At 35.1% G+C, this 23756-nt stretch carries 18 protein-coding genes; 10 read left to right on the top strand and 8 right to left on the bottom strand.

All coding sequences use genetic code 11. The features are described from left to right. Positions 1–84: 84 nt before the first annotated feature. A complete protein-coding gene (locus MTQ00_RS09840) occupies positions 85–981 on the bottom strand; it encodes a 3-hydroxyacyl-CoA dehydrogenase (RefSeq protein ID WP_273648675.1) in 897 nt (298 codons plus the stop codon). A gap of 329 nt (positions 982–1310) precedes the next feature. Here MTQ00_RS09840 and MTQ00_RS09835 point away from each other — a divergent pair, with 329 nt between their 5' ends. Both MTQ00_RS09835 and MTQ00_RS09830 read left to right on the top strand, forming a co-directional pair. Continuing rightward, a complete protein-coding gene (locus MTQ00_RS09835) occupies positions 1311–2489 on the top strand; it encodes an MFS transporter (protein WP_172279731.1) in 1179 nt (392 codons plus the stop codon). A gap of 24 nt (positions 2490–2513) precedes the next feature. After that, the gene (locus MTQ00_RS09830) at positions 2514–4544 is read left to right on the top strand and encodes a TonB-dependent receptor (RefSeq protein WP_273648672.1); all 2031 of its coding nucleotides are present in this window, start codon (positions 2514–2516) and stop codon (positions 4542–4544) included. Between the two features lie 23 nt (positions 4545–4567). Here the strand turns inward: MTQ00_RS09830 and MTQ00_RS09825 are convergent, their stop codons facing one another. Next, on the bottom strand, positions 4568–5539 hold the full coding sequence (locus tag MTQ00_RS09825; protein ID WP_273648671.1) for a YpdA family putative bacillithiol disulfide reductase: 972 nt from the start codon (positions 5537–5539) through the stop codon (positions 4568–4570). 65 nt (positions 5540–5604) lie between these two features. Here MTQ00_RS09825 and MTQ00_RS09820 point away from each other — a divergent pair, with 65 nt between their 5' ends. Further along, positions 5605–6249: a hypothetical protein gene (locus MTQ00_RS09820; protein ID WP_273648669.1), complete on the top strand. Its 645-nt coding sequence runs from the start codon at positions 5605–5607 to the stop codon at positions 6247–6249. Here MTQ00_RS09820 and MTQ00_RS09815 read toward each other — a convergent pair. The 6 genes from MTQ00_RS09815 to MTQ00_RS09790 form a co-directional block, all read right to left on the bottom strand. Further along, on the bottom strand, positions 6234–7571 hold the full coding sequence (locus MTQ00_RS09815) for a glycosyl transferase family 1 (RefSeq protein WP_273648667.1): 1338 nt from the start codon (positions 7569–7571) through the stop codon (positions 6234–6236). The two genes, MTQ00_RS09820 and MTQ00_RS09815, sit on opposite strands and share 16 nt — an antisense overlap. A gap of 84 nt (positions 7572–7655) precedes the next feature. After that, positions 7656–10199, bottom strand: a complete 2544-nt coding sequence (locus MTQ00_RS09810) for a YfhO family protein (RefSeq protein WP_273648666.1) — start codon at positions 10197–10199, stop codon at positions 7656–7658. A 32-nt stretch (positions 10200–10231) separates the two neighbouring features. Continuing rightward, entirely contained in the window at positions 10232–10453 is a 222-nt protein-coding gene (locus tag MTQ00_RS09805) for a hypothetical protein (RefSeq protein ID WP_273648664.1), read from the bottom strand. A gap of 24 nt (positions 10454–10477) precedes the next feature. Further along, a complete protein-coding gene (locus tag MTQ00_RS09800) occupies positions 10478–11524 on the bottom strand; it encodes a DUF6263 family protein (protein ID WP_273648662.1) in 1047 nt (348 codons plus the stop codon). 284 nt (positions 11525–11808) lie between these two features. Beyond that, positions 11809–12567, bottom strand: a complete 759-nt coding sequence (gene rlmB, locus MTQ00_RS09795; protein ID WP_172279559.1) for a 23S rRNA (guanosine(2251)-2'-O)-methyltransferase RlmB — start codon at positions 12565–12567, stop codon at positions 11809–11811. A gap of 1 nt (position 12568) precedes the next feature. Then, entirely contained in the window at positions 12569–13039 is a 471-nt protein-coding gene (locus tag MTQ00_RS09790; RefSeq protein ID WP_172279557.1) for a DinB family protein, read from the bottom strand. A 314-nt stretch (positions 13040–13353) separates the two neighbouring features. Here MTQ00_RS09790 and MTQ00_RS09785 point away from each other — a divergent pair, with 314 nt between their 5' ends. From MTQ00_RS09785 to MTQ00_RS09755, 7 genes are all read left to right on the top strand, one after another. Continuing rightward, the gene (locus tag MTQ00_RS09785; RefSeq protein WP_273648660.1) at positions 13354–14658 is read left to right on the top strand and encodes a T9SS C-terminal target domain-containing protein; all 1305 of its coding nucleotides are present in this window, start codon (positions 13354–13356) and stop codon (positions 14656–14658) included. Positions 14659–14697: 39 nt separating this feature from the next. After that, the gene (locus MTQ00_RS09780) at positions 14698–14976 is read left to right on the top strand and encodes a T9SS type A sorting domain-containing protein (protein WP_273648658.1); all 279 of its coding nucleotides are present in this window, start codon (positions 14698–14700) and stop codon (positions 14974–14976) included. Positions 14977–14978: 2 nt separating this feature from the next. Further along, positions 14979–17975 (top strand): hypothetical protein, encoded by a 2997-nt coding sequence (locus tag MTQ00_RS09775; protein ID WP_273648657.1) that lies wholly within the window; start codon positions 14979–14981, stop codon positions 17973–17975. 6 nt (positions 17976–17981) lie between these two features. Beyond that, positions 17982–21455, top strand: a complete 3474-nt coding sequence (locus MTQ00_RS09770; RefSeq protein ID WP_273648655.1) for a DUF6443 domain-containing protein — start codon at positions 17982–17984, stop codon at positions 21453–21455. Between the two features lie 4 nt (positions 21456–21459). Beyond that, positions 21460–22002: a hypothetical protein gene (locus MTQ00_RS09765; protein ID WP_273648653.1), complete on the top strand. Its 543-nt coding sequence runs from the start codon at positions 21460–21462 to the stop codon at positions 22000–22002. Positions 22003–22208: 206 nt separating this feature from the next. After that, positions 22209–23213, top strand: coding sequence for an AAA family ATPase (locus MTQ00_RS09760; protein ID WP_273648651.1), 1005 nt, complete (start codon positions 22209–22211; stop codon positions 23211–23213). Between the two features lie 5 nt (positions 23214–23218). Beyond that, positions 23219–23710: a GNAT family N-acetyltransferase gene (locus tag MTQ00_RS09755; protein WP_273648650.1), complete on the top strand. Its 492-nt coding sequence runs from the start codon at positions 23219–23221 to the stop codon at positions 23708–23710. The last annotated feature ends 46 nt before the right edge of the window (positions 23711–23756 follow it).

The raw sequence follows: 23756 nt of genomic DNA, 5'->3' as shown, positions 1-23756 counted from the left end.
GTTTCTTATCATATAAAAAAAACAGGATCTACAAAATAGATCCTGTTTTTTATTATTGTTTTACCCGTATAAGAACGAGAGAAACTACTTCAGGAAATTTTTTTTCCCGTACGCAGGATTGGGATAGTTATAAAAGCCTTTACCGCTTATGGCACCTAATTTTCCTTTATCAATATATTCCTTTTTTAATTTTTTTGATATTTTAAGCATTACAGGTGATCTGGAAGAATCTGCTGCAATTTTATTAATATTATAAACAGTAGTAATGCCTACAACATCCAATATCCCAAAAGGACCCATTGGTGCTCCGGTGGCCACCATCCATGTTTTATCAATAGTTTTGATATCTGATACTTTATTTACCCATAATTCCAATGCAGAGCTTAGTAACGGCATCAACAATGAGTTGACAATATAGCCGGGTTGTTCTTTATAAATAGGTAATGCGACCATTCCAATGGCTTTTGCAAATTCCATGATATCATCAAACACTTTAGAAGAGGTCCCCGGATGTCCCATAACTTCTGCTGTGTTATGTTTCCAGATTTCATTGGCAAAATGTAGTGCAATAAACTTTTCCGGTCTTCCTGTTTTTTTAGCAAACTGACTGGGTAGTAATGATGACGAATTCGTTGCGAAGATGGTTTTTTCAGGAGCTAATTTTGCTACACTCCTGTAAAAATCGATTTTAATTTTCGGGTTTTCGGGTACGGCTTCTATCAAAAGGTCTGCATTTTGTACAGATGCTGCCAGGTCAGATGTATAAGTAAGATTTGTGAATGCTGCGTCCAGCTGGTTTTTTGTTGCTTTTAAGTCTTTTGTAAAAGCTTCACTGAGTATATTGAATTTTTCCTTTGCCTTTTCTAAAATTTCGTCACTGATATCATAAACGGTTACATTAAAACCATGGAAAGCTGCCTGGAAAGCGATTTGGTATCCCAATACACCACTGCCCGCAACAGTTACATTTTTAAAATTCATACAATTTTGTTTTGGTGGTCATTAATAATGGAATTAATTTGGATAGTGAAAAATTGTTGATTTACATTTGTATTTGTTCAACAAGGTTTATCTGCAATTTACAAAATTTGTAAAGGAACCCGTTGGATTATCAATTGAATTATTTTTATATTGAATGGTTCCTGCAATCGGGGATTCAATTATTTTTCAGAGAAAATAAATTTAAGGACCATGCTCTGACTTAATTTGCCTAATTTTGTGTCTTCGAAAACCGTTCCCAAGAATTTATTCCCGTGAAATTAATTAAGATCTATACAAGTTCTTTTAAAGGACTGTCTCAGGAAAGCTGGATGCTGGCGTTGGTAATGCTCATCAATCGTGCCGGATCAATGGTACTCCCATTTTTAGGAGTGTATATGACTGCGCATTTACATTTCAGCATAGAGAACTCAGGTGTTGTTTTGAGTTTTTTTGGAATTGGGTCGGTATTGGGTTCATGGCTGGGAGGAATGATCACGGATAAGATCGGAGAGTATAGAGTTCAAAGTCTAAGTTTGCTCCTTAGCGTACCTTTGTTTTGTATGATTCCTCTTTTTACGACCGAGGTTGGATTAGCGGGGATTATCCTTGCACAAAGTATTGTAAGTGAAACGTTTCGTCCTGCCAATTCGGTAGCAATCACCAAATATGCAAGACCTGAAAATATTACCCGGGCATTTTCCTTAAACAGAATGGCCGTGAATCTGGGGTTTTCTATAGGACCGGCTTTAGGAGGTATTTTATCGGCCATTTCTTATGAATTTCTTTTTTACAGTAATGCCTTGGCTGCATTAATAGCTGGTATCACTTATATTGTGTTCTTTAAAAAGAGAAATACATTAGCCCTGAGGAAAGCCCAAAACATGAAAAAAAGCACCGTTCATGTTAAAGAAGGATCTCCTTACCGGGACGGAAAGTTTCTGCTGTATTGTTTCTTCTGTATGTTGTTTGCGATATGTTTTTTCCAGCTTTTCAGCACACTTACGATATTTTATAAGGATACAGCTCACCTTAGCCAGGAACATATAGGATATCTTTTAGGATATAGCGGTTTCTTGATTGTATTGCTTGAAATGGCTTTTGTTCAGATTGCTGAGAAATATTTTACCTTGGGAATCACCATGCTGGTAGGAACTTTGCTCTGTGGATTTTCATACGCGATGCTTGCTTTTGATTACACAATGCTAACGTTGCTTATTTCCATGACAATGCTATGCGTCGGTGAAATTTGGACCTTACCTTTTATGTCTACGATTACAGCTTTAAGGTCAGGTTCTAATAATAAAGGTGCTTATATGGGATTGAACGGGATATCATTTTCTATAGCTTTTATTGTTACTCCCTATGTAGGAACTTTGATTGCAGAGAAATTGGGATTTAAGGTTTTATGGTTGGGAACAGGAACCCTCGCTGCTCTTATTGCAGTTGCTTTTTATTTTATTGTTCCATGGATGTTATCTGAAAAAAAATCGAAAGAAGAGGCTGATTAAGAAATCATTTATTAGATTTGTAGAATGGTGAGGATCAGTTTTTTATTCTTTATCATTTGCAGTTCATTTTTCTCTTCCCAAATAAGAGATTCTGCTGAATTGATTTCGGAAATCAAAATTGATGCCTATAAAAAACCATCTTCATACTTACGTTCGACAAAATCTGTTGCTGTCATTACTCAAGATCTTTTGAGCCAGAATACACCGGAACGGCTTCTGGAATCGGTTAATCAAATTGCCGGAGCAAGAATGGAAGAGCGTTCCCCGGGAAGTTACAGGATTTCTGTTCGTGGCAGTACGCTGAGGTCTCCATTTGGGGTACGTAATATTAAAGTATATCTTGATGATTTTATCCTTTCTGACGCATCGGGAAATACTTATTTTAATATTATTTCTCCTGAACTTATTAATAGGATGGAGATCTACAAAGGACCGGAGGGTGGAGATTATGGTGCAGCTACAGGAGGAACCCTTCTTCTTAAAACGAGGTCTTCGGAAAATACATCAGCAAATATTTCAATAGGCAGTTACGGAACATTGAATCAAAGCTTTAATTTTTCAAAACAGCTTGGAAAACATTTTCTCGAAGTTTTTCAAAATTATTATCGGAGTGATTCTTACCGTGAGCAATCAGCTATCGAAAGAAAACAATTTTTTTTAAAAGACCGTTTTCAATATAGTGAGAAAGCGACTATGAATGCGATGGTTCTGTTTTCAGATCTGGACTACCAAACTCCCGGAGGACTTACTTTAGAGCAGATGCAAAGAGATAGGAAACAGGCAAGGCCGGCAACATCCACACTTCCCGGTGCCGTGGAACAAGACGCGGGCATACGGAATAAAATGTTACTGGCAGGTGTTTCAAATCAATTCAGCTTGAGTCCTAAATTTTCCCATTTTATAATGGTGCAGGGCTCTTATGTAGATTTTTCAAATCCTTTTATTACCAATTATGAAAGGAGGTTTGAAAAAAACTTTGCCATAAGGACACACCTCAATTATGAAGAACACTGGAACAAGATTACAGCAGAATGGCGCTTAGGATTTGAAGGAGGTAGCAATTCGATAATGGTCAGAAACTATGACAATATTAAGGGAATAAAAAAAGACTTTCAAAATTTTGATAACCTTAAGAGTACTTCCGGATTTTATTTTCTGTCCCAGAAACTAAATTTTAATGAGAGATTATATACGGATATATCTGTTAGCCTGAACGCCAATTCTTATGAATGGGAAAGGCTTTATCCAGGAACAAGCAGTGGAAAAGTACATTTCAGAAAACAATGGCTTCCCAATATCGGGCTTACTTATGTTTTGGGAAAAGGACTTTCAGTAAGAGCTAAGATCGGGAAAGGAAATTCAGCACCTACTAATGAAGAAATCCGTTCTTCTAATCAGGAATTTAATCTGGACCTTGTTCCTGAATATGGATGGAATAAGGAAATTGGGATCCGTAAGCAGTTCGGTAATTTTTTATTTCTGGAAGGAAACTATTTCGATTTTCGGATGATGGATGCTATTGTAAGGAGACAGAATGAGAAAGGCGAGGAGTTTTTTATTAATCAGGGAAATATCAAGCAAAGAGGGGTAGAAGTCTTGATAGAATCAAAAGGCTTTAATGTAAATAATACTACTTTTAACAGGTTTAAGTTCAGATTTTCAGGTAGTTTTTACCGGTTCAGGTTTGAAAATTATGCGCAGGGAAATCAGAATTTTTCCGGAAATGATGTAACGGGTGTTCCGTCAACTACGATAAGCAGTTTATTTAATTTTATTGTGTTAAGGAAAGTTTCTGTAGATTACTCTCATTTCTATACTTCGAAGATTCCTTTAAATGACCCCAATTCTGTCTGGTCTGAATCTAGTATCGTTGGAAATATACAACTGGGAATTCCCGTCTATTTTGAAAAGACTAAGCTGAACGTATACCTTCAGATTCAAAATCTTTACAATACAGATTATGTTTTAGGATTTGATACCAATGCTTTTGGAAATCGTTTTTATAATCCTGCTGCCCGACGGAATTTTATTTTGGGTGTAAAGGCTGACTTTTGAAATATTGCCGAAAATTTAAGCTATTAATTTTCCCTTGTTTTTAGGATATTCTTTATAATCATATCAGCGTGGATCCTTGAGTTTTCAATAAACCATAAATGCGTGTCTTTTCCACCACAAACCACGCCTGCAAGATAGAGGTTTTGAATATTTGTTTCCATGGTTTCAGGGTCGTATACAGGATTGAGACATTCTCCCTGTAGCTCAATTCCTGCATTGATCAGGAAACCAAAGTCCGGCAGATATCCGGTCATAGCGAGAACAAAATCATTTTGAATTTCATTGATCTCTCCGTTTTTATCTTTAAATACAACGCTATGTTCTTTGATTTCTATCAATTCAGAATTAAAATGAGCGGTAATACTTCCTTCTGCAATCCTGTTTTCAATATCGGGTTTTACCCAATATTTTACACTTTTCGATATTTCGGATTGGCGTACGATCATGGTAACCTCCGCGCCCTTGCGGTATGTTTCCAGCGCGGCATCTACAGCTGAATTGCTTGAACCTACAACAACAATCTTTTGCTTGGCATACGGATAAGGTTCGGAATAGTAATGTCTGACTTTCTGTAAGTCTTCCCCGGGAATATTCATCAGGTTAGGGATGTCGTAAAATCCGGTTGAAATGATCACATTCTTTGCATAGTATATGGATTTGGAAGATTCAATCTCAAAAATCTCATTTTTTTTAGAAACTCTGATTACTTTTTCATAAAGACGAATGTTGAGGTTCTTCTGTCTCGTGATTCCCTGGTAATATTCCAGAGCTTCCTGCCTGCCTGGTTTAGGGGCCGCTGATATAAACGGAATTTCGGCAATTTCCAGTTTTTCAGCTGTAGAAAAAAAACGCATATACAAAGGATAATTGTACAGGGAGTTGACAATTGTTCCTTTTTCGATAATGATGTAAGAGAGATTGTTTTTTTGCGCCTCTAAGGCACAATTCAATCCGATAGGTCCTCCTCCGATAATGAGGATATCTAAAACTTCCATATAACAAATTTACTTATTTTTCTGGCATTAGTTTTGGTGATTTTCTGTAATTAACATTAAAAAAGATGAAGAAGTTATTCATTCCACTATTATTGATCATAAGCCTTGTAGCTTGTAAAAAGAATACAGCAAATCCTACCATAAATACAACAGACTCTGCTGGCCACGTGAAAACTGACACTGTTGCTGTTCCGAAAATGAGTGAGGCAGAAAAGAAAGATATCATAAAGAAAACAAATGATGAAATTCTGCAAGCCTTAAAAAACAAGGATTATCAGAAATTTTCAGAGTTCATCCATCCCCAGAAAGGTATTCGTTTTTCTATGTATGCTTTTGTAGATCTCAAAGATGATAAACATTTTTCCAAAGCAGACTTTGAAAAGTATGTTCAAACGAAAACGCAGTTTACCTGGGGATCTCATGATGGATCAGGAGAACTGTATAAAGAGACTATAAAGGATTATCTTGAAAAATGGGTTTTCTCAAAAGATTTTACACGTTCCACTTATTCTTTTAATGAATTTCAGGGAGGAGGAAATTCTCTTAATAATTTAAAAGAAATTTACCCCGGCCATGATTTCACAGAGAATTATATTAAAGGAACAGAAAAATACGGGGAAATGGACTGGAAGACTCTTCGTTTTGTATATGAAGAGTTTGAAGGAAAATATTATATAATAGCTGTAATTAATGATCAGTGGACTGTCTGATCCAATATTTCAGATAAATTTTTAGCAAGATTTCTTCTTGAGAACTTTTCAATATTTTGAGTGTTTTCGAGAAGATTTCCTTTTTTCCACAACGTGTATTTTTCAAGTATAAAGTCTTTTATGTTATCCGAATCCTGATAACTGAAGTGCTTTCCTGCATTTGTATCATCCAATATTTTTGATACATCAGCATCGGCAGGACCAAACGAAATGATCTGTTTGCCGGTAGCCAGGTATTCAAATATTTTTCCGGGAATAATTCCTTTAGAAGATTCGTTAGGAAAATTCGTGATTAAAAGCATGTCTGAAGATTTCATTTCTTCAATGGCTTTTTCATGAGAAAGGTATCCCAAATCATGAATGTGTTTTTTTAAACTGGAATTGTTTAAGGTTTCAAGAATCCTGTCATCGATTCTTCCTGCGAATTTTAATATAAAATGTTGGGCAAATGATGAATCTGTTTCTATAAGATGATCCAGGACCGTCCATAAATTTTCAGGGTTACGAAGCTGTTCCAGAACACCAATGTAGCTCAAGGTGAAATGTGTTTGATTATCCTCGGTCTTAGTATTCTGTAATTGTGGAATTTCGAGATTTTGTTCAATAGATACAGCATCACTTTCATCGAATCCATTTGTAATGCAAACTGCATTAGCACCCTTTTTTCGGAAATTTTCAGCATCTGTATAACTGGTTGCAAGGGTAATGTCTGCATTTCTGAAAACTTCACTTTCCAGTTTTCTGTGTTTCTGATCAGATCTTTTGGTAAGTTTGAGATGCTTATAATAGGAGATTTCTGTCCACGGATCCCTGAAATCTGCAATCCATTTTAGTGTGGAAAACTTCTTTTTAAGTTGTAAGCCTATAAGATGTAAAGAGTGGGGAGGACCTGAAGTTACAATGAAATCAATTTTGTTTTCTTTTATATAATGTTCCAGGAATTTAACCGATGGTTTTACCCAAAAAACTCTTGCATCAGGAATGAAAAAGTTTCCCCTTACCCAAATGGAAAGCTTAGATTTCAAGCTTTGGTTTTTGCCTACATCAAATTGGCCGGCCTTAAACTTCTTATTACTTTTATTTAGTTTTTCAGCAAGCTGGTAAGGTTCCCAGATTGTTGTTTTTACAATTTTCAGGTCTCTTGGAACTTCTTTCAGCAAGCTTTCATCCAATAACGGGTAACTCGGATTTTCCGGAGTGTAAATAATAGGTTTCCACCCAAAATCAGGTAAATATTTTGCGAACTTCAACCACCTCTGAACACCAGGACCTCCTGCGGGAGGCCAGTAATAAGTAATAATAAGGACTTTCTTCTCTTCCATGGATGGAAATATTGCAGAGATAAATGCCGGTCATCTTAATATGTTTTTTAACCAGCAATTAAGATGATCGGGTATAAAAATAATTTAAACTTTTTCCTCGGTTAAGGCTTCCTTCTTCTTTTTATTCATCCAGAAAATCCCAAAGGCACTTAATGCGATAAATAATCCGAAGCAAAATAAAGAAATCCATTTTCCTTTTTCGATCACTTCAGGTTCAAAGACCATTCTGATATGATGTTCCCCTGCAGGAATCTGAACCGCACGAAGAAGATAATCTGCCTTGATATAAGGGACTTCTTTTTCGTCGATAAACATTTTCCATCCGTGAGGATAGTAAATTTCTGAGAATACCGCCAATTGTGGTGTTTTAGATTTAGATTTAAACTCTAATTCGTTAGGCTGATATTTGGTTAGATTAATGAATGCTGTAGAATCGGGTAGGATAAATTTATCTCTTTCTAAAAAAGGTTTACCGTCTTCTTTTCCTACAATTGCAATTTTTTTGGTGTCAACCTCTCCGATCAGCTTTAGTTCTTCGTTCGGAGTATTGGCCACTTTAACTTCTGATACGAACCATGCATTTCCATTAGCTTTTGTATTAGGAATGACCTGAGGTTTTTCCGGTCCCCCTACAACCCAGTATTTTGCATTTAAAAGGTTGAGCATATTAGGAACTTTTACAGAATCCATAATCTGGAAATATTCATTGATCACATCATCATATCTTCTTAGTTTTACCGCATGATAACCACCAATTGAAGATTTGAAATAAGAAGTATTCGTTTCACTGAAAGTTCCAAGAATATTATTGAAAATCCTGTAGTGTGTTTTGTCTTTTTCAGCAATGGTTTCCAATGTTTTGTTGACATTCACATTGGCCAGAATAGAACCAAGATTTGGATTTGCCTGTACTTTTTCAGCAAGAAGATCCGAGCTTTCCGTCTGAAAAGGATTTTCTGCAAATACTTTATCTACATAATTGTCGTCATTCAGATAGCGTTTGTTTACAGTCCATAGATCAAATAAGCTTACAACACCTATAATGACCAATGCGATATTCTGATTTAGCTTTTTCTTCATCGTGAGGAATAAAGCCACAGCAGCTATTGCTACATAGATAAATGCTTTTAATGCATCAACTTTAAATAATTTGAATCTTTCATCTACCAGATAGTCTAATAGGAAAGGAGGGAAATACAATTTTTCATTGTCCGTAGCAAAGCCAAGAATGCTCTTTCCAAAAATTAAAAGAATTAATAGCAAACCTAGTGTCCCGCCACTCACATAAAAAAGAATTTTCTTTTTATATTCTTCTGTCAATTTTTCATCTGTAAAGAATTTATACAAACCAATAATTGCAATTAACGGGAATAAGAGCTCAACAATAACAAGAATGGAAGAGGGTGCTCTGAATTTATTGTAAAACGGAACGTAGTCTATAAAGAAGTCCGACAATGGCATAAAGTTGCTTCCCCATGCCAGCAGAATAGTCAGTATAGAAGCCCCTAAAATCCAGTAGCGGTATTTTTTTCCGGCAAAAAAGAATCCTAAAATAGCTAAAAAACAAACAATAGCTCCCTGATAGGCAGGTCCCGAAGTTCCCGGCTGGTCACCCCAGTAGGTAACACTTGCAAATCCTTTGGAAATCCTGTCCATTTCTGCCTGAGAAGAAACATTTTCCTGAATCATCTCCTGAATGTGGTTCATTACCTCTTTGGCTTCAGGTTCCTGGCTTCCTCCACCCATTAATCTTGGAATAAAAAGGTTTAGTGTTTCCAGTCTTCCGTAACTCCACATTAGCATACTCTCTTTATCCATTCCGGATTTTCCGGCAGTATGACTTTCTGTATTTAAGATTTGTTTACCGCGTACAGTTTCTTTAATATACTCGGAATTGGCCATGATCCTTTGCGAATTCATTCCGACACCGATGATACATGATACTGCTATAATAGCCGAAGAAACAATAAAGTGCTTCATCGGGGTTTTCTTTTTGATAACCCGTACCAATTCAGATATAAAGAGGAATCCTAATGCAAGGAACAGATAGTAGGTCATCTGTGGATGGTTGGCAGCAATCTGAAGTCCCATAAACAGGGTGGTTACGATAAATCCGGTAATATATTTTTTTCTGATGTACACCAGTAATATACCTGCTAAAAGAGGCGCAAAATACTCAATCGTATTTACTTTACCATTATGTCCTGCTGCAATGATAATATAAAAATAAGTTGAGAGACCAAAGAAGGTAGCCCCCAGCAGAGCGTACTTCCAGTTTCTCACCACCACCATTCCCAAAAGGAAAAATCCTGCAAAAAGTAAAAAAAGATAATTAACAGGTCTTGGCAGGAAATTCAGATTACTGTCTATTTTTTTTATGATATCCCCCTTAAACTGGCTACCCATCTGGTAGGTAGGCATTCCCCCAAACATGGAATCACTCCAGTAAGTTTCTTTATCATTATTAGCTCTGTAATCAAGAAGTTCTTTTGCTCCTCCCCGGTACTGAACAATGTCATGCTGGAAAAGTTGCTTTCCCGTAAAAACAGGAGTGGAATATAAAAATGCTAAAACTATAAATACAACTAATGAAATTGCAATATAAATTAAGTTTTTATTTTTCGCCATGCTGGTTATTATCTTTTATTTTCTTGGAATTTTTACCTTTTATCCTTCGTTTCTTTTACTTCCTCGTAGTCCACAGTTTCTGCGTCCCAATTGATCTTTGCATTCTTTTTTGAGTTTTGTATATCCTGCTGCTGTTTATCATTGTTATTGTTGAAACGGTAACTGTAAAAAGTCTTAAAAAAAAGCCTTCTAAGGATATTCCAGACAAAGAAAAGAATAATAGCTGTAAGTACTAGCTCAAGAATCCACTTCATATTTTTTTATTTTATAAGCCTCAATTATTTAGCAGATGGATTTACCATTACAGAAGAATTGGAAACGCTTTTCATGGATTGAGATTGTTTCCCATCCGAAATGGTTTCTATCTGAGTTGTTTTTACTGTAATATTCTGGTTGTTGATCCATCCTGTATTTTCATCAAACTTTATAGTACCGTTCTGTACCAGCTCACTGCTGATGCTGTGAGTCATTGCTCCCTGGGCCTGTTTATCGGTCTTTTTAGGAATTCCACCTGTTACGCCAATCTCAGCAATCCCATTTCCAACACTTTTTAATACATAATTTGAAGTCACTTTAATCTTACCGTTAGGATCAGCATTTTCGGTATTGGTCCATTTTTCACCTATTTTAACACCTTTTTTAGGTATAATTGTAAGGTTTTTGCTGAACTGGTCTTTCAATACTTTTTCGTTAAAACTTTCCTTCAGACTTGCTACAACACTAGCTTTCTGATTGGCATCCTTTACGATAGTACCTACTGCATTGGAAACTTTTGTATAAACTGGTTCAAAACCGGTAATGGAAATTACATTTCCTTTTGTATCCATTTTCATGTTCAGTTTATTGCTTGTCAATGCCCTGTTGATGTTCCAGATCATTTTAAGGTCATCTTCTTTAGGAATAGGCTGTTTAGTATCTACTACAATAGTTTTTCCTTCTGCAGTCTGAGAATTTCTTTTGGAAATAAGATTAAGTGTAATGTCGTAAATATTGTTTTTAACGTCATTTACAGTAAAACTCATCTCATCTGTGGATTCACTTGTTCCGTTCAATGTTTTCCCCTGAGGATCTGTCATTGTTTTTACATCCCTCTGATATGTTGTTAAAGGATAGGTTTTTCCTTTTTCAAGTTTAAAAGTCTGGGTATAAATTCCTGCAGAATCTTTAATTGCAGCATTTTCTGCAACTTTTGCAAGTGAATCAGCCGGAACTTCCACTGTAACGGTCTTTCCTGTTTTGGGATCTACTTTTGTAATTTTTGTTGTTTCCTTTTTACACGAAACCAATGCTATGGATATTAGCGCTATTGCTGCTATGTTTTTCATTTAATTTATTTTAATTTTTTACTACTGTTTTTATTTATTTTGTCTGCAATATCCTTACAGTTACTCCTGGTATAGATATTATCATCCATTTTTCGTTATAGCCGGTTAATAAGTCAGCAGAGTTCGTGCCAACTATCATTTGCTTTATATTTAACGGACCGGTAATATATTTTGAAAAAAGATTTTCATAGTTTTTACGGTAAATCTTTTCAGGAATATTGCCGACAAATTGTTTCCCTCGCATTAGATTATCTGTACGCTGTTTCCGGAATTGTTTTCATGGATTAAAGATTTGGAGAGACAGCCATTTTCTGTCTTACCGCTTCATATAAAATCGCACCACAGGCAACAGAAACATTTAAAGATTGGGTTTTTCCTTCGATAGGTAATTTTATTTTTTCATCGGAATGGTGTAAAACTTCCTTGGAAATTCCAGTTTCCTCGTTACCCATTACAATAGCACAAGGCTCTGTAAAGCTTACATCATAGATAAGCTTTTGTGCCTTTTCTGTTGCTGAATATACAGCAATTCCGCTTTGCTGAAGAAAGTCTACAGTATGAGCAAGATTGGCCTCTTTACAAATCTTCACATTATAAATAGCACCTGCTGAAGTTTTAATGGCATCAGAATTAATAGGGGATGCACCTTTTTCCGGAATGATCACAGCGTCAATTCCTACGCATTCTGCTGTTCTGCATATAGCACCAAAATTTCTTACATCAGTTAATCGATCCAGGATTAATAGAAAAGGAGTTTTTCCCTCTTCAAATAATTGGGGTACTATGTCTTCTACTTTATGGAACGGAACATCTGAAATAAAAGCGACAACACCCTGGTGGTTTTTTCTTGTAAAGCGGTTAAGCTTTTCAATCGGAACGTAATTGGGACGTATTTTATTTTGAGCTAAAATTGTTTTCAGTTCAGCATAAATAGGACCTTGCAATGCATTCTGCAAAAAGATTTTGTCAATAGTTTTTCCCGCTTCAATAGCTTCAATTACCGGACGCAGTCCGAAAATAAAATCGTCTTTCTTATCTGTCATTTTAATATTTTTCTCCTAAAATTGCTCTTTTTTGTGCCAAAAGGTAACCATAATGCAGGCTTTCATGCATATTATTAAAAATAATTGCATCCTGAATGCTCTTCAGATCCATTCCAAAACTTGTGGTATAAGGTGTATAATCCGAAAAGAAATCACTGTCATAATCCTTCATTAAAATCTTTGAAGTTTCAGTTAATAGAAACTCTAAATCTTCAACTTCCGACTTTTGAACGTTCAGGTTAGGCAGCGTTCCTTTTTTATATGTTTCAATCCAGTATTTATCAATCCTGAAAGGGTTGCCACTCAGATAATAATGCAAAAGCTGCTGGGTAGCAACGGTATGTGCAATATTCCAATACATATTATTGTTGAAACCGTCCGGAATCAGCAAAAGATCTTCATGAGAGGTGTTTTGCAGTATATCCAAAAGGTTTCTCCTTACCTGTCTGTGAGCCTGAAAATGATAATTCATTTTACAAAAATTTTAATCTCCAAAAATAGTTTAATAAACTGGAAATGACAATTTTTTGGTCGGAGGATTAAGATAAAAGTTATTAAATTCAGACAAGCAACCTTTTTATTAATACATGGTCATAAATTTTTTCCAACCTATAACTTGTTATTAATGTTATTATAAGACGACAAGTTCTGGCGCTTTGAAGCATTAGGTTTGTATTTATAATAAATAATTAATACTAAATATTATAGATAAGTCTTTTCGTTGTGAGATAAAAAAGATTACTTTTATGGCAATTATAAAAATCAATTAACAATTAAACACAAGGCATGAAAAAACTCTACTTCAGTGTACTTTCTATGTGCATTATTTCCGGGCTATCAGCCCAGGAAGTGGTTTGGCAAAAAGATATCAAATCCTCAACCCAGGATTTCCTGAGCCAGGTAACCATAACAATCGATCAGCAGTATTTGATTACAGGAAGTGTCATACAAGCAGGAAACCAGAAGAAAGATGCAGGAAGCACCCAGCAAAATAATGGTTACGACTTTCATTTGGTGAAGCTGAACCAACAGGGAGACCAGGTTTGGGAGAAATATTTCGCAGGAGGCAATCATGATTATTTGTCTTCTACCGTAGCTACCCAGGAAGGAGGCTTTCTAATTTCAGGAACCTCATATTCCGGAAAGGGAATAGATAAAAAAGATGACTCCAAAGGAGGATCAGATATCTGGCTCATCAGGATTAATGAATTTGGAGATGAATTGTGGCAGAAGACTTTGGGAACAAGTGCAGATGAAGAAGCCAGGGCAGTTATCCAAACCACAGATTTAGGATTTGTTGTAGCCGGAAATGTTCAGAATGCATCCAAAGGTTATGGTTCAAAAGATATCCTGATGATCAGACTGGATAAAAACGGAAAAGAACTCTCACAACTTATTTTAGGAGGAAGGGGATTAGATGAAGTGGAAAAGATGATCCCCACAAGAGACGGAGGAGCACTTCTGGGAATCTATTCAAGAAGTTCTGAGTTTCGTGTTTCCGATTCCGGGAATCAAAATTCAGCCACAGGAACCTCAGATTCCGTATCCCGTTATGCAAAAACCACTGAAAACTTTGGTGAAGGAGACTACTGGATCATAAAACTAAACAAAGAGGGAAAGGTAGAATGGGAAAAGAACCTGGGAGGAAAAGGAGATGATCATCTAAGAACACTGGCTTTAACCTCAAACGGTTATCTCATCGGAGGAGAATCCAGAAGTGAGAGATCCGGAAACAAGACAGTAGGAATAGAAGAAGGTACAGATTTATGGTTGGTTTCTTTAAATGAAAGAGGAGATGAACACTGGCAGAAATCCTACAATTTCAAAAACAGAGATGTTTTAATGGGTATGACTGCCCTAAATCAGCTATCAACTGACAACTCTCAACCCTCAACTAAAGGAATTTTATTAGGCGGATATACTCAGGCAGAAGGAAGAATAGAAACAGATGATGAAACATTCTGGATGCTGTATCTGGACCATAATGGAAATGAACAGTGGAGAAAGCATGTGAAGGGAGAATCCAAAAAGAGAGAGGAGAGATTATCGGATATTAAGCTGAACAGGGATGGTTCCATCATTTTAGCATGAACCAGTGCAGAGGAATTAGGGAAGGAGAACTGGAAGATTGTGAAGCTGGGAGATAAACAACTGGATCAGTTGATTGAAAAACAGGATATCAAGATCTACCCGAATCCGGTATCAGATTATGCTTATATAGAAATAGGCTTTGATTTCAGGGAAGCGGATATTACTTTGTATGATATGGGAGGAAGACAGCTTCAGACTTTGAAAACCAAGAATAAGGTAACGAAGATTAATACACAGCCGCTAATACAAGGTGCTTACCTTGTGGTGATTAAGGCAGATACAGGTAAAAAAGTTAATTATAAAATTATTAAAAAGTAACCATGAGAAAATATTTTATTATTGTATTTCTAATATTATCAAACCTTATATTAGTTTATTCACAAGTTTCACAAATAACAAATTTTTTTCCTCAGAGTCCTAATTCCACTGCTTTCGCAATAAATGGTAAGATCCCCGTAAACATGTATAAGGGGACACCGTCGCTTAGTATTCCATTATTTAGTAATTCAATAGGTGGAAAACCTTTTGAAATATCACTAAATTATAATGTTAAATCTGTAAAGCCAGAAATAATACCTACTTGGACAGGGTTAGGATGGAATCTAGAAGTTGGAGGGACTATTTCAAGAATTGTGAACGGCGGAGTGGACGAAGTTTATCAAAATAATATTCCACCTTATAACAAATTTTCTTATTTAGATAATTATTCAACCTTAGACAATCCTTCTTGGGCTAGTCAGCAGGCTTTACAAACTTATAGTCAAAACAATCTTCAATATATTGCAAGTAATGAGTGGGGAGTAGTTCCAGGTCCAGATGAATTTATTTTAAATTTTTGTGGAATTACGGGTAGCTTTTATTTAAATGAAAAAGGTCAATGGATTGGTAGAACACGAGACGGTAGAACATTTAAAATTACATATGGTTATAAATATGATTTTAAACTCAATGAGAAAGCTATATTAGGAGGAGATTATATTGCTCCCAAAACAACTACAATAAAAAGAATTTTATATGGTTTTACTATCATTTTTGATGATGGGACTGAAGCTGTATTTGGAAATGATGATAATGCTTTAGAATTTACATCAACTGATGAAAATATTGATACATTTAATCCTCAAGTATTTGTAAGTAATTGGTATTTAAAAGAAATAAAATTTACTGATAATAAAAAAATATTATTTTCATATGTCAGAGATGAAAGAGCTGTGTTTTTAAATAATAAAGGGGGATACGTATTCTACAATAAAAAAGATGCTGGTCCTTGGACAAACAATTCTTCATCAGGTGGAAACCTTAATCAGATTGGAACGAATAGGCTTCATAACACCTATTTAGATAAAATTGAGGGTGAAGATTTTATAATCCGATTTAATAAAAGTCTTTCCAATCAAAAAGAATATGGAGATTTTGATTATGCCATTGGGACTTGGGGTGGATTTTATACTCATCATATGAGCAGCTATCGTAATTTTAAACATTGGTATAAATTAGATAATATAAGCATAGAAGACAAGATGGGGCATGTAGTTAAAAGTATTCTGTTTAATTATAATAATATTCCAAGCGATCGTTTACTCTTAAATGAATTGATAATAAATGGAATAGAGAAATATAAATTTTTGTACAATGCACAAAAACTTCCTGATTATCTAAGTACTTCTACAGATGAATGGGGATACTACAATGGAAATACACTTTTATCATCTAACACATCTAATTTATCCCCTGAACAATTAAGGGATTTTCTTAAAAATAATTATCCTCAATCTAAAGCGCCGAGTTTATCATTTTCTAGAGCAAGTACTTTAGAACAGGTAATTTATCCTACTGGTGGGAGTACATATTTTACTTATGAGCTGAACACTTATTCAAAATATGGAGAAAAAGAAATAACACAAAGTCCTCTCAAAATAAGTTCAACTGCTAATGATGAATTTGCAGGGGGACTTAGAATTCAAAAAATTAAATCCTGTAATGAAAACAATAATTGTTTTCAAAAAAATTACTCATATCTTAATGACGACGGAAGATCGAGCGGTATATTACCATACAAACCTCTTTATATTATTGAAGGTAGTGAAGTATCACCTAATTTGTCTTTTTGGGAATGGTCTTCTCATTCCTATCAGAGGCTAAAAGACGAAGACAATTCTATAGGTTATAGTAAAGTGACTGAGATAGACGATAATGGTGGAAAAAAAGAAACCTATTTTACTAATTTTGATAATTCGGATTTTAATGATACTGCAGGAATAGCTTATTTTGGATGGAATAATATAGGTATGTACAAACAATTACCTTATACTTCATTCTCCCTCATGAGAGGAAAGCCTAGTAGAGAAATTTTATATTCATCTACTAAGAAAATCTCTGAAACGACATACTCTTATTTAAAGCATATTGATTATATAAAATCATATACCTTTAGTTATAAACAATTTGGTCAACAATTTAGTAATCCTCCGTTTGTCCTTTTAGATGGTATTACATATGGTTCTCTTTTAGACGCACATTATGTGAATTTTAATACCAGTTTCCTAAATCAAAAAAAAACAATTTTTGAAAATGTAGAAACAACCGAGCAAAATTTTTATAATTATATTTATAATGTTCCTACATTAACCTGGACAACACAGAGTGATGGAAATGTTTATAAGACTAATTATAAATACGCATTTGATATTAGTAATCAAGCAATGATGAATGCTTATATGGTAGGCATTCCTATTAGCATAGACAATAAGCTGAATGATAAAACAATTTCTAAAATAGAAGTATTGTATCCTCTATCACTACCCACTGTAGCAACAGGAAGTTTAATACTTCCCCTATCTAGCTTATCGTATGACATCCAAAACAATACCCCATCTACAGAAGTTACTTATAATAAATACGATTCTAAAGGAAATATCCAACAGTACACCACCAAAGACGGAATTCCGACATCTGTCGTTTGGGGATATAATAATACACAACCTATTGCCAAAGTACAAGGTGCCACTTATGCTCAATTGGTAAGTTTAGGTTTGATTACAGCGATAGTAGATGCTTCAGATCAGGATGCAGCTAATCCAGCTAATGAACCGGCACTAATTACAGCCTTGGATAATTTCAGAAAGAATTCTGGTTTGTCTGCATATCAGATTTCCACGTATACTTATGATCCTTTAATCGGAGTAACCAGTATTACTCCTCCATCAGGGATCCGGGAAGTATATATCTATGATACGGCCAATAGATTAAAGGAAATAAGACAGGATTCTAAAACAGGAAACCTGATTAAAGAATTCAAGTACAATTACAAAAACTAACACACGATGAAAAAAATAATAATTCCTATTGGAGTGCTTGTGACAGGAATGCTTCAAGCCCAGCTTTCTCCAACGGAAAACTATGTATATTCAAAGACCATTCTTGATTATGATGCCAATAATCAGCCGATTAAAACTTCAGAAACCGTTCAGTATTTTGATGGTCTTGGTAGACCTAAGCAGGTTGTGAATATAAAAGCATCTCCCCAGGGAAAAGATGTGGTTACCCCTATTGAATATGATGGCTTTGGAAGGCAGATAAAAGATTATTTACCTATTCCTCAGGGACAGACCTTAAACGGAGGTATTGTTTCAAACCCTTTAGCCAATGTCATAAATACTCCTTACGGACAGGAGAAGATCTATGCTGAAAAGACATTGGAAAATTCTCCTTTGGATAGGCTACTAGAACAAAAACAAGTAGGAACAGCGTGGAATGATAAACCTGTAAGGTTTGAATATGGAACCAACACCGCAACAGAAGTTAAAAAATACGTAACAGTAACAAGTTGGGCCAGTGGAACCACGTCTTCTGCCATCAGCCAATCAGTAAACTATGGCGCGAGTCAATTGTATAAAAATACAATCACAGATGAAGATGGCAATAAGACCATAGAGTTTAAGAATGGAAAAGGTCAGACTATTCTGGTTAGAAAAGTTATTAGCCCTACTGAAAATGCAGATACTTATTATGTTTATAACGAATTTGATCAGTTAGCCTTTATCATTCCTCCTAAAGCGGCTGTGGTTGCTGACGTTAATACGGTGCTGGGAAGTTTGTGTTATATTTACCGGTATGATGGAAGAAACAGGCTTATTCTTAAGAAACTTCCGGGTAAGGATTATGAGTTTATGGTGTATGATAAGCAGGATCGGCTGATCATGACCCAGGATGCTGTAATGGGAGCTAATAAACAGTGGCTTTTTACCAAGTATGATCAGTTTGGAAGAGTTGCTTATACAGGAATCTACACCTCCACAGAAACCTCCGGAACAATAGGGAGGGCTGCTGAGCAAGTAAAGGCCGATGCTGTGGGAAGTAACAACGTAACAAGAACTACTTCCGTAGGATTTATTGTGGGAGGCCGGGGAGCTTATTACACGAATAATGCTTCAAGTTATCCTAATACCATTACCACTCTTTTAAGTATCAACTATTATGATACCTATCCTGTATACAGCTTTAATCCAACCTTTCCAACCAATATTTTAGGGACACCTGTCATAACAGATAGTTCCACATCAAATCCAGTGAGTACCAAAAGTCTTCCTGTGATGAGTGTGGTTAAAAATATAGAAGATGATAACTGGACCAGTAATTATACCTATTATGATAGCAAAGGAAGAGTGGTAGGAACTCACTCCGTTAATCACCTGGGAGGATACACTAAAACAGAAACTGAACTGGACTTTGCCGGCACAGTTAAACAGCTTATAACAAGGCATAAAAGATTAGCCGCAGATACTGAAAAGGTTATTGTCGAGAATTTCACTTATGACCCGCAAAATAGGTTATTAACCCACACCCATCAGGTTAATGGTGGTGTTATTGAATATCTGGCTCAAAACAAATACAATGAAATTTCCCAGTTAGAATCTAAAAAAGTAGGAGGAGTAAGTACTACAACTCCATTGCAGCAAGTGGATTATAAATACAACATTAGAGGTTGGATGACTAAAATTAACGATCCTTCAAATCTCAATGGAAAACTTTTTGGGTACGAGGTTAGGTATAATAATCCAGTTAATACGTTATTTGCTATTTCAAGATACAATGGGAATATTGCAGAAGTAGACTGGAAAACTTCTGTAGATAGCGTATTAAGAAGATATTCTTATTCCTATGATACTTTAAACAGACTTAATTACGGACATTATTCTGAACCTAATAGTACAGTACCACAGGAAAATCATTTCGGGGAATCTTCGGAATATGATTTAAATGGAAATATTACAAGATTATACAGAAATACAAAAAATACAACCAATGGCCTTGCCATGCAGATAGATAATCTTACGTATTCATACACTGGAAACAGATTATCAAAAGTCGCAGAAGCTTCTCAGAATTCATCAGGATATCCTTATTTTGCAACTCCAAATGAAATTACTTATGATAATAATGGAAATATGACAAGTCATAAGGATAAAGGTATTCAAAATATAACCTATAACTTTCTAAATTTACCCACTAATATAAAAATAGATAAAGGATCAGGAATATTTACCAGTACAAGTACATATTTGTATAGGGCAGATGGAAGTAAATTAAGAAAACAGTACAATTATCAACAAAAAAATCCAACTGGTGGTTTTGATGTTTCCGAATCTTCAATAGAATACTTCGATGGATTTCAATATTCTATGGAATCTATTCCGGGAGTAAACTGTCCAAAGTGTCCAAAGCCAACATTAGATTTGAAGTTTGTTCCTACTGCTGAAGGTTATTATGATTTTACAAATAATTCTTATATTTACAATTATACAGATCACTTAGGAAATGTTAGATTGGGCTATAAGAAAGGGATATCAGGAATAGAGATTATTGAAGAAAATAATTATTATCCGTTTGGATTGAAACATGAAGGATATAATGGCTTAGCCGGAAATCCAGCGTATCAATATAAGTACAACGGTAAAGAGTTACAGACTGAAACAGGAATGTATGACTATGGAGCAAGGATGTATATGCCTGATTTAGGTAGATGGGGTGTAGTAGATCCGCTGGCGGAAACTTCAAGAAGATGGTCAACATATGTTTATGCTTACAATAACCCGATTAGATTTATTGATCCGGATGGTATGCAAAATAAGGATATTACATTTGGTAAAAATATTTCAGAAGAAACAAGAAATAAAATTGTAAGTGATCTAGAACAACAAACAGGATTAAAATTATCAGTTAGTGAGGACGGAAAGCTAAGTTATAAAGAGTCTGCTGATGCAGAAGGAAGTAAAACAGCTCGTGATATGTTAAAAGGAGCTATTGATAATCATAGGACAGATTACCAAATTAATTCAGATAATACGAGAGGTTCCTCAATACAAGAAATACAGGGAAGAGGTGAAACTATTGATGGAAAAGCAGGATATACACAAGTTTTCGACCTGAACATCAATACAAATCAAGTTGATAATTTTATTAGTGGTGCAAGTTCAGCTTTAAATCCCTTAACAATGGGATATGGAATGACAACTTTACATGAAGTAAGTCATATGTATAATGGTCTTGAGGATCAAAATGTAATTTATGGTTTGCCTGGGGCAAATGAAAAAGTTATAAATACTATTAGGACAGAATTAGATGCAACAAAAATTTTTAAACTACCATTTGGTCAAAGAAAATCTTATAGTCCTGCAAGTATTCTTCTAAATAGTAAGAAATATAATTTTAGTCCCTTTGAATCCGGAATTATGGACGGAGATTTTAAAAAGATTGATCGTAAGAAAAATTTATACATATTAACTCCAAGAAATTAAGAAAATGAAATATATAATTGTATTATTAACATTGTGTTTTAATATTTTGTTGGGGCAATGTAATTGTGATCAATATAAGAAGGGGTATGAATTTATAAAACAAGACTTTAAAGATAAGGGAGTCGAAAAGTCTTATAATGAAATACTCCTTGCTAAAGCTTATGGAATAACGGTCTACAGTAGATTATATCCTATTAATACAACTCAAGATTATAGAAAGTGGTTAAACATTGATAAAAGTAGTGACAAAGTTCTAAAGAAAGATAAATGTTTGTCGAAAATAAGTAAACTATACTGGCAAAAATCTTGGCAATCATCGGATTATTATAAAAATCCAGAAGCTTTCAAACAAGAAAAATTCAAAGGTCCCTCTCATATTGCAGTGTTCACAAAATCAATAAATGATTCTTTAAGAATAGACGTTATTTCTAACTCACCTAATGGATTAAAATATTGTGGAAGTGTTCATAAATACCTTCTTGTTTTTGATAAAGAAAATAATATTAAAGATTCTAAAACCTGGGTGGATCATTATGAGTGTTTTTAATACTAATTAATATTAAAATATCAATATAAAATACTTTATTTTTTTATTATCTGCTTAATTGATTTAAAAATTAGACTGAGATAGATTTTCTAGATATTCTGTTAAATCCCGAAAATATTTAACAAACTTTAACTCAAAAATGGCATTCATTATGTTGATTAATGCAAGTATTTATTAGAAATTTACCAACTATTTTAAATTAAGCTATGTCAGATACATACCAGGCAGAAGATATTCGCCAGCTCACGGAGAAAGTAAAGGAAAAGAATTATTTGTTTACGCTTCTGAGACAGGAAATCAATAAAGTTATTATTGGACAGGGATATATGATAGACCGGCTTTTGGTGGGTCTTTTAGGAAATGGGCATGTCTTGTTGGAAGGTGTTCCTGGATTGGCTAAAACTTTAGCGATAAAAACTTTGGCTGATGCCGTTCACGGTGATTTTTCAAGGATTCAGTTTACTCCGGATCTGCTTCCTGCGGATGTGGTAGGAACCATGATTTTTAATATCAAAGACAATGACTTTTCTATAAAAAAAGGTCCGGTATTCGCCAACTTTGTGCTTGCGGATGAGATCAATCGAGCTCCGGCCAAGGTGCAGTCAGCTCTTTTGGAGGTAATGCAGGAGAAGCAGGTGACGATAGGAGATGAAACGATGAAGCTTCCGAAGCCGTTTTTGGTATTGGCTACCCAGAACCCTATTGACCAGGAGGGAACTTATTTATTACCTGAAGCACAGAGCGACCGTTTTATGCTGAAATGTAAAATTGATTATCCTGAATTTGAAGATGAAAGAAAGGTGATGAGAATGGTTTCCACCTCTCATCAACCATCTGTTCAGCCTGTCATTTCACTGCAGGATATTGTAGATGCTAAAGAACTGATCAACCAGATTTATCTGGATGAAAAAGTCGAAAAATATATTCTTGATATGGTTTTTGCCACCCGTTATCCTGAAAATTACGGTCTTGCGGATCTTAAAAACTATATTAGCTTCGGAGCCTCTCCAAGGGCTTCCATTAACTTAGCAATTGCTTCCAGAGCATATGCTTTTCTTAAAGGAAGGGCTTTTGTGATTCCTGAAGATGTAAAAGAATTGGCCAAAGATGTTTTAAGACATAGAATTGGTTTAACATTCGAAGCAGAAGCAGAAGAGATATCATCGGAAGAAATTGTTCACAGGATCTTAGCAAAAATCCAGGCACCTTAATATTTATGAATGATGTTGTGATTAGAAAAGCTGTCCTTGAAGATTGTGTTCCTATGTTGGAGCTGATCAGGGAACTTGCCGAATATGAAAAGGCTTTGCATGAAGTTACGGTAACTCTGGAAGAATTTATTGATGCCGGATTTGGAGATGCACCTGTTTGGGGAGCTTTTGTAGCAGAGGTAAATGCTGAAATTGTCGGAATATCCTTATACTATAACAGATATTCAACATGGAAGGGAAGAAGGTTGTATCTGGAAGATCTTGTGGTTACAGAAAGGATGAGAGGTAAACAGATCGGTAAAAAATTATTTGATGCAACCGTGGAATTTGGAAAATCCAATAATTACAGTGGAATGATGTTTCAGGTATTGTATTGGAATGAGCCTGCAATTAATTTCTATAAAAAATACCATCCTAAATTTGATAATGAGTGGCTGAATGTCTCGATTGATTTCAAAGACGGAAGCTGGAATAAGGAACAGGAAGTTGAAAATTAAATGCTTGAAATTTTACATTTTCTTCCAGGCCATGAACGTTAAATTT

The sequence above is a fragment of the Chryseobacterium sp. B21-037 genome (genome assembly GCF_028570785.1).
In the GTDB taxonomy this organism is placed as follows: domain Bacteria; phylum Bacteroidota; class Bacteroidia; order Flavobacteriales; family Weeksellaceae; genus Chryseobacterium; species Chryseobacterium proteolyticum.
This window is presented reverse-complemented; position numbering and strand designations above follow the sequence as displayed.

What these genes read in the sequence shown, in the direction of transcription:
- MTQ00_RS09840 (WP_273648675.1), bottom strand. Translation starts at nt 981, where the DNA reads ATGAATTTTAAAAATGTAACTGTTGCGGGCAGTGGTGTATTGGGATAC.
- MTQ00_RS09835 (WP_172279731.1), top strand. Translation starts at nt 1,311, where the DNA reads ATGCTGGCGTTGGTAATGCTCATCAATCGTGCCGGATCAATGGTACTC.
- MTQ00_RS09830 (WP_273648672.1), top strand. Translation starts at nt 2,514, where the DNA reads ATGGTGAGGATCAGTTTTTTATTCTTTATCATTTGCAGTTCATTTTTC.
- MTQ00_RS09825 (WP_273648671.1), bottom strand. Translation starts at nt 5,539, where the DNA reads ATGGAAGTTTTAGATATCCTCATTATCGGAGGAGGACCTATCGGATTG.
- MTQ00_RS09820 (WP_273648669.1), top strand. Translation starts at nt 5,605, where the DNA reads ATGAAGAAGTTATTCATTCCACTATTATTGATCATAAGCCTTGTAGCT.
- MTQ00_RS09815 (WP_273648667.1), bottom strand. Translation starts at nt 7,571, where the DNA reads ATGGAAGAGAAGAAAGTCCTTATTATTACTTATTACTGGCCTCCCGCA.
- MTQ00_RS09810 (WP_273648666.1), bottom strand. Translation starts at nt 10,199, where the DNA reads ATGGCGAAAAATAAAAACTTAATTTATATTGCAATTTCATTAGTTGTA.
- MTQ00_RS09805 (WP_273648664.1), bottom strand. Translation starts at nt 10,453, where the DNA reads ATGAAGTGGATTCTTGAGCTAGTACTTACAGCTATTATTCTTTTCTTT.
- MTQ00_RS09800 (WP_273648662.1), bottom strand. Translation starts at nt 11,524, where the DNA reads ATGAAAAACATAGCAGCAATAGCGCTAATATCCATAGCATTGGTTTCG.
- rlmB (WP_172279559.1), bottom strand. Translation starts at nt 12,567, where the DNA reads ATGACAGATAAGAAAGACGATTTTATTTTCGGACTGCGTCCGGTAATT.
- MTQ00_RS09790 (WP_172279557.1), bottom strand. Translation starts at nt 13,039, where the DNA reads ATGAATTATCATTTTCAGGCTCACAGACAGGTAAGGAGAAACCTTTTG.
- MTQ00_RS09785 (WP_273648660.1), top strand. Translation starts at nt 13,354, where the DNA reads ATGAAAAAACTCTACTTCAGTGTACTTTCTATGTGCATTATTTCCGGG.
- MTQ00_RS09775 (WP_273648657.1), top strand. Translation starts at nt 14,979, where the DNA reads ATGAGAAAATATTTTATTATTGTATTTCTAATATTATCAAACCTTATA.
- MTQ00_RS09770 (WP_273648655.1), top strand. Translation starts at nt 17,982, where the DNA reads ATGAAAAAAATAATAATTCCTATTGGAGTGCTTGTGACAGGAATGCTT.
- MTQ00_RS09765 (WP_273648653.1), top strand. Translation starts at nt 21,460, where the DNA reads ATGAAATATATAATTGTATTATTAACATTGTGTTTTAATATTTTGTTG.
- MTQ00_RS09760 (WP_273648651.1), top strand. Translation starts at nt 22,209, where the DNA reads ATGTCAGATACATACCAGGCAGAAGATATTCGCCAGCTCACGGAGAAA.
- MTQ00_RS09755 (WP_273648650.1), top strand. Translation starts at nt 23,219, where the DNA reads ATGAATGATGTTGTGATTAGAAAAGCTGTCCTTGAAGATTGTGTTCCT.